The organism is Candidatus Cryptobacteroides sp. (genome assembly GCF_056207615.1).
Map to the genome: position 1 here is coordinate 1 of NZ_JBAEER010000102.1, position 5,537 is coordinate 5,537.

The 5,537-nt window shown below is 51.7% G+C and carries 6 protein-coding genes; 1 reads left to right on the forward strand and 5 read right to left on the reverse strand.

What is annotated here, in order from left to right:
• From AC06ND_RS06235 to AC06ND_RS06245, 3 genes are all read right to left on the reverse strand, one after another.
• Window positions 1-609, reverse strand: a 609-nt coding sequence (locus tag AC06ND_RS06235) for a glycoside hydrolase family 3 N-terminal domain-containing protein (protein WP_475678133.1), incomplete at its 3' end; no start/stop codon positions are given.
• A gap of 18 nt (window positions 610-627) precedes the next feature.
• Complete coding sequence (locus AC06ND_RS06240; RefSeq protein WP_475678134.1) at window positions 628-1,605, reverse strand: Gfo/Idh/MocA family protein; 978 nt, start codon at window positions 1,603-1,605, stop codon at window positions 628-630.
• A 26-nt stretch (window positions 1,606-1,631) separates the two neighbouring features.
• A complete protein-coding gene (locus tag AC06ND_RS06245) occupies window positions 1,632-2,813 on the reverse strand; it encodes an iron-containing alcohol dehydrogenase (RefSeq protein ID WP_475678135.1) in 1,182 nt (393 codons plus the stop codon).
• A gap of 103 nt (window positions 2,814-2,916) precedes the next feature.
• On the opposite strand from AC06ND_RS06245, the gene AC06ND_RS06250 reads away from it, so the two are divergent.
• Window positions 2,917-4,830 carry a sensor histidine kinase gene (locus AC06ND_RS06250; protein WP_475678136.1) on the forward strand — a complete coding sequence of 638 codons (1,914 nt, stop codon included), beginning with the start codon at window positions 2,917-2,919 and terminating at the stop codon, window positions 4,828-4,830.
• A gap of 79 nt (window positions 4,831-4,909) precedes the next feature.
• On the opposite strand, the gene AC06ND_RS06255 is transcribed toward AC06ND_RS06250, so the two are convergent.
• Together AC06ND_RS06255 and AC06ND_RS06260 are read right to left on the reverse strand one after the other, a co-directional pair.
• Complete coding sequence (locus AC06ND_RS06255; RefSeq protein ID WP_475678137.1) at window positions 4,910-5,074, reverse strand: hypothetical protein; 165 nt, start codon at window positions 5,072-5,074, stop codon at window positions 4,910-4,912.
• A gap of 175 nt (window positions 5,075-5,249) precedes the next feature.
• A partial coding sequence (locus AC06ND_RS06260) for a sensor histidine kinase (RefSeq protein ID WP_475678138.1) occupies window positions 5,250-5,537 on the reverse strand: 288 nt, incomplete at its 5' end.

The window sequence follows — 5,537 nt, forward strand, 5'->3', positions numbered from 1 at the left end:
GTTGATCTCCTGGTCGTTGCCCATGAAGTGCTTTACAGAAACACCTACGCCCTGGCTCTGGATACCCCTTACGTAAGCAGCAGACATTTTTCCGCTGAGGAGAGGATCCTCAGAAAAATACTCGAAGTTACGTCCGCAGAGAGGATTTCTGTGGAGGTTCATACCTGGTGCGAGAAGCACGTCGGCACCATATTCGAGCACCTCGTTACCCATGAGCTGGGTAAGTTCCTCGACAAGATTTACGTCGAAGCTGCAGGCGAGGACAGTTCCTACAGGGAAACCTGTGCAGTAGAATGTCTTGTCAGTTCCCTGACGGGTAGGATTGATACGAAGACCGGCAGGGCCATCCGCAAGCACGGTATTAGGAATGCCGAGGCGAGGAATAGCCTGGGTTGTTCCTGCTGCTCCCTCAACGAGAGATCGATCCGATCCTGTAAGAGATCCGGCAGACATTCCTCCCCATCCAGAGCCGACCACGAGTGTGGCCTTCTCTTCGAGAGTCATTGCCGAGAGAACCTCGTCGATGTTGTCCTTGGTAAGCTTAGGCTGGGCAAATGCTGTCATTGAGACGACGGCAGCTGCAGCCGCGAGTGTAAGTTTTCTGTACATATTCTAGTTAATCAGTTATTAGTCCATTGGATAGACCACTCCCCACTCCTTGCGGAGAGCATCCATCTGCTTCATGATCGAAAGTGTCTCCTCATGAGGCATGTATGGAGACTCGAGGAGTCCCTGGTCCATAGCTTCCTTGCAGGCGATCACCTGATACTCGTATCCGTTGACCTGGTCTGGCTCAGGAAGGTATTCTGCAACGAGCTTGTAGTCGGCGTCATATACGCGAGCACGCTCTGGGCAGTTGATGTTGTCGATCACGATGTAACCGTCGTCGCCGGTGATCAGGCCCTGACGGTTGCAGCGGCTGAGGCAACTTGACTGGAGGTTTGCGACCTTGCCATCTGCCCACTGGAGGATCACGTTGTTGTAGAGGTCCATGCCAGTGTCATTCTTGATGCACATCGAGTTCGACTTCACGATGTCGGTGCCGAAGAACATCCTCGCGAAGTTGATGCTGTATACACCGAGGTCGAGGAGCGCACCGCCGCAGAGGTCAGGACGTACGATTCTCTCCTTGAACTCCATAGCGTAGCAAAGGCTCGCTGAGATCTGACGAGGGCGACCTATCACGCCGTCCTTGAGAAGCTGCATCACCTTGAGTGAGAGCGGCATGTACCTGGTCCAGATAGCCTCGGTAATGAATACGCCCTTCTCATGTGCAAGATTGAGGAGTGCCTCTGCTTCCCTTGCGTTTGCGGTGAACGCCTTCTCACAGAGAACAGCCTTGCCTGCGTTGATGGCGAGGACGGAGTGCTGATAATGGTGTGAGTGAGGGGTCGCGATGTATACGAGATCGATATCCGGATCAGCCACAAGCTCCTCATAGCTGCCGTATGCCTTTGGTATGTTCCACTGCTTAGCGAATGCCTGAGCCTTCTCGAGGCTTCTGGATGCGATTGCATAACAGGTGATATCCGGCCTCTTGAGGCCATTGAGGGCTACCGCCATCCTTTCGGCGATCCAGCCTGCTCCAATGATTCCGACTTTCATGGTTTAAGTGTTATTGTAGGTTAATATTATTTTGCCATCCTGTAGATTGCAGCCATGTCGTCACGGCTGAGCACCTTGAGAGCGCCAACTGTGATCTTACCGTAATTGCTGCACTTGTCTGCCATCTCCTCGATCTGCTCGTCGGTGATGTCCTTGCCGATGAGTTCCTTGATGCTGGTAGGCATGCCGATCGAGTGGTAGAAAGCCTCCATAGCCTGTATTCCGGCCTCCGCAAGCTCCTCACAGCTCATCTCACCTGGCTCAACGCCCATGACATTGACTGCAAAGCGTGCGAAACGGCTCATGTTCTCCTCGCGTACGTAGCGAGCCCAGCTACCCCACATTGCCGCAAGGCCCGCACCATGCGAAACGTCGAACATACCGCTGAGCTCATGCTCGAGGCAATGGGTAGCCCAGTCGCCGGTGGTACCGCAGCCGGTGAGGTCATTATGAGCAAGGCTTCCAGCCCACATGATCTGTGCACGTGAGTTGTAGTCAGTAGGGTTCTTGAGGACTTTCGCAACCTCGGTCTTGACGGTACGGAGAAGAGCCTCGGCGATAGCGTCAGTGATCTCCATGTCGTCGTTGATGGAGAAGTAGCGTTCCATGGTGTGCATCATGATGTCCACTGCTCCACATGCGGTCTGCCAAGCCGGAAGGCTGTAGGTAAGCTCCGGATTCATGATAGCGAACTTGCAGCGGAAGATATCAGTGCAATAGTCCTTCTTGAGGCCGCCGTCCTCGTTGGTGATGACTGAGCCGTCGCTCATCTCGCTGCCGGCAGCAGGGATGGTAAGTATACATCCGAGAGGGAGGCACTTGGTCACATGGTCTTCGTGTTTGTAGAGGGTCCATACATCACCCTCGTAATAGAATCCGGCAGAGATAGCCTTGCATGAGTCGATGACTGAGCCGCCACCGACGGCGAGGAGGAAGTCGATACCCTCACGATGACAGATCTCGAGTCCCTCGCGCACCTTCGAGAGGCGCGGATTAGGCACTACGCCACCGAGAAGGACATACTCTATGCCTGCTTCCTTGAGCTGTGCCTCAACCTTTCCGAGGAGTCCTGACTTTATGGCACTCTGTCCGCCATAGTGGACGAGAACCTTTGTTCCGCCGAACTGCTTGATGAGCTCGGCGACCTTGTTTTCTGTATTCTTTCCGAATTCTACCCTTGTAGGAGCGTAATATTTGAAGTTTACCATAAGTAAGTTTATTTATATTCACCAAATATCGCAATTTTTTCTCATTTTTGTATCATCTGCGAGCAACACTATGAGATTAAGGTTAATTATCTGTATCTTAATAATGTCGGCAATCCACTTGTCTATCTCAGCCGACGCCCAACAGACCAGGCCTATTGCCAAGATACGGCCGGAATACGAGTGGGTTCGCGACAAGGGAGACGCACTTATCGGCAAGGATTCCTGCCTGGTCTTCTGCAATCAGCTGCTCTACCAGGCAAGGGAAAACAGCGACAGCTATCTCCAGTGTCTCGCCCTCCATTACAGAGTAAAGCATTTCAACAGGCTCAGCACCGGTGTCGACAACACGGATTTCTACGGTCAGATCGTCGAGAATTCAGAAGAACTGCGAAGAGTCGCGAAGGAGAACGGATACGATGAACTGCTGTTCTTCGGTTACTACGACGAAATCACCTACCACATAGCCAAGAAGATGGGAGTGAGAGCGCTTGAGCTTGCGAACTCCATGCATGTAGATGCACTCCAGCGCAAGAACAGCAACGGTCTCTACCTTTGCTACCGCTGCTTCATCACCATCTCAACGGCGCGCAACAGCGACGAGTTCACGAAGATCTATCTGCGCAAGGCTATCGACCTTGTACTCGCCGACCTTCCGGACAAGTCCGTGAGCAACATGTGCAAGAACATGGCCGACTTCTTCCCTGTCGGCTCCGACTCTGCAGCTTACTACCTCAATCTCGCCGAGGCGAACATGAGGCATGAGGACGACACCACCTTCATCTATCGCGAGAGGCTTTATTACGCAGCGAAGGACAACGACAGAAAGGACTTCAACAAGTATTACAGGCTGCTCAGCGAATATTATGAGAGACGCGGCACCACCATCCCGCGCGGTACGGTCGGCATGATCACCCTGCACAAGAGCGCGATGGACGGTGACTGGGAGACCGTCGACAGCATAATCGGCAGCTTCCGGAACAGGACGGCAAGGCTGGGCTATGAGTACCAGTTTGCGCTTGCGAAGAAGGATTCCGCCACCGCTCTTGACAAGTTGCTCCAGCTCAATCATATCGAAGACTCGCTCAGGACAGCGAATTCCAACCACGACATCATCGAGATGGCGGCACGCTTCGACGTGAACAACTACCGCAATCAGGTGAATATCCAGGAACAGCTCATAACCAGTCTCGAGAAGAAGAATTCCCTCATAGTCATCGCATCGTTAATCACGGCTCTGATCACGGTTCTGCTCATCCTCCTTTTCAGGCAGCAGTACAAGAACAAGGCGCTCAAGAAGGCCAACGACATCAAGACCTCCTTCGTCCAGAACATGAGCCATGAAATCCGTACTCCACTCAACTCAATCGTAGGTTTCTCACAGCTGCTCAGTCTACCTGACGGAATGATCACAGAAGAGGAAAAGCAGGAATATGGGGAGCATATCATCAACAATTCGAATATGTTGACCATGCTCATCGACGACATACTCAATCTTTCCGACATTGACGGAGGCGTATACAAGATAAACCTCGGAGACGACCTTGTGAAGGGAATCTGCGAGAGAGCATTGAACACCGTCACCTACAGGGTGCCCGCAGGCGTGGATCTCAGGATGGAGTGCGAGCTGGACGACAGATACTCCATCTACACTGACGGACGTCGTGTCCAGCAGGTCATCATCAACTTCCTCACGAACGCCTGCAAGCACACAACTTCAGGAGAGATAGTACTGAAGGTCTCACTGACTGAGAATCCAGGCATGGTCACCTTCTCCGTGACCGACACCGGCACCGGCGTTCCTCCAGAGAAGGCCGAGTATATATTCAAGAGATTCACCCAGCTGGACAATTTCACCCAGGGCAACGGTCTCGGACTCAATATCTGCAGCATCATAGCAGAGAAGCTCGAAGGTAAGGTCATGCTCGATACGACATATACGAACGGTGCCCGTTTCGTATTCATGATTCCGGACAGGAAGAACCCTAACGGGAAGAGCACCACCCCGTTCTTCGGATAGCGACGCTGCCCACAGAAAATATAAAAGGCGATGACTTCGGGGTCATCGCCTTTTATTCTATTGGCACCTAATCTATCTACTAGAGCGGAATCTCTGGCTCTGGTACGTTAGGGATGATGTCGATAGGAGCTGACTTGAGAGGAATCTCATCGATTGGAACGTTTCCGTAAGGAGTGTCCTTTGTACATGATGCTGAAAGGAGCATCGCAGCTACGAAAGTAGCAACAAGAAGTAACTTTTTCATCTTGAAGTAATTTTGTTGTGTGAATAAATAATTGGGTATAACTGTGACTTGAAGTCTTTTGCAAAGATAGCAATTCATATATTCTTGTCAAGACGTTTTCTTTAAAAAGCCATTCCCATATTGACAAGAGATTATCCTTTTGGTCAATCGTGACTTTTTTTGTGTCTTGAAGATATTAAAGCGGGAGGGTAAACACGAACCTTGCGCCAGGAGAATAGCTGGTATCGAGATAGACCTTGCCACCGAGCTTCTCGGCTACGGTACGGCAGATATTGAGTCCTAGTCCGGCACCCTGGACGAAGGTGTTGAGCTTCGCAAAGCGCTCGAATATGTTCTCTGCCATTTCCGGAGGTACTCCTGTACCCGTATCCGCTACGGAGAAGGTGACGTTTCCAGGAATCTCTGAAATTGAGCAATGCAGATGTATCTCACCCTGTCGGGTATGCTTGCATGAGTTGGTCAG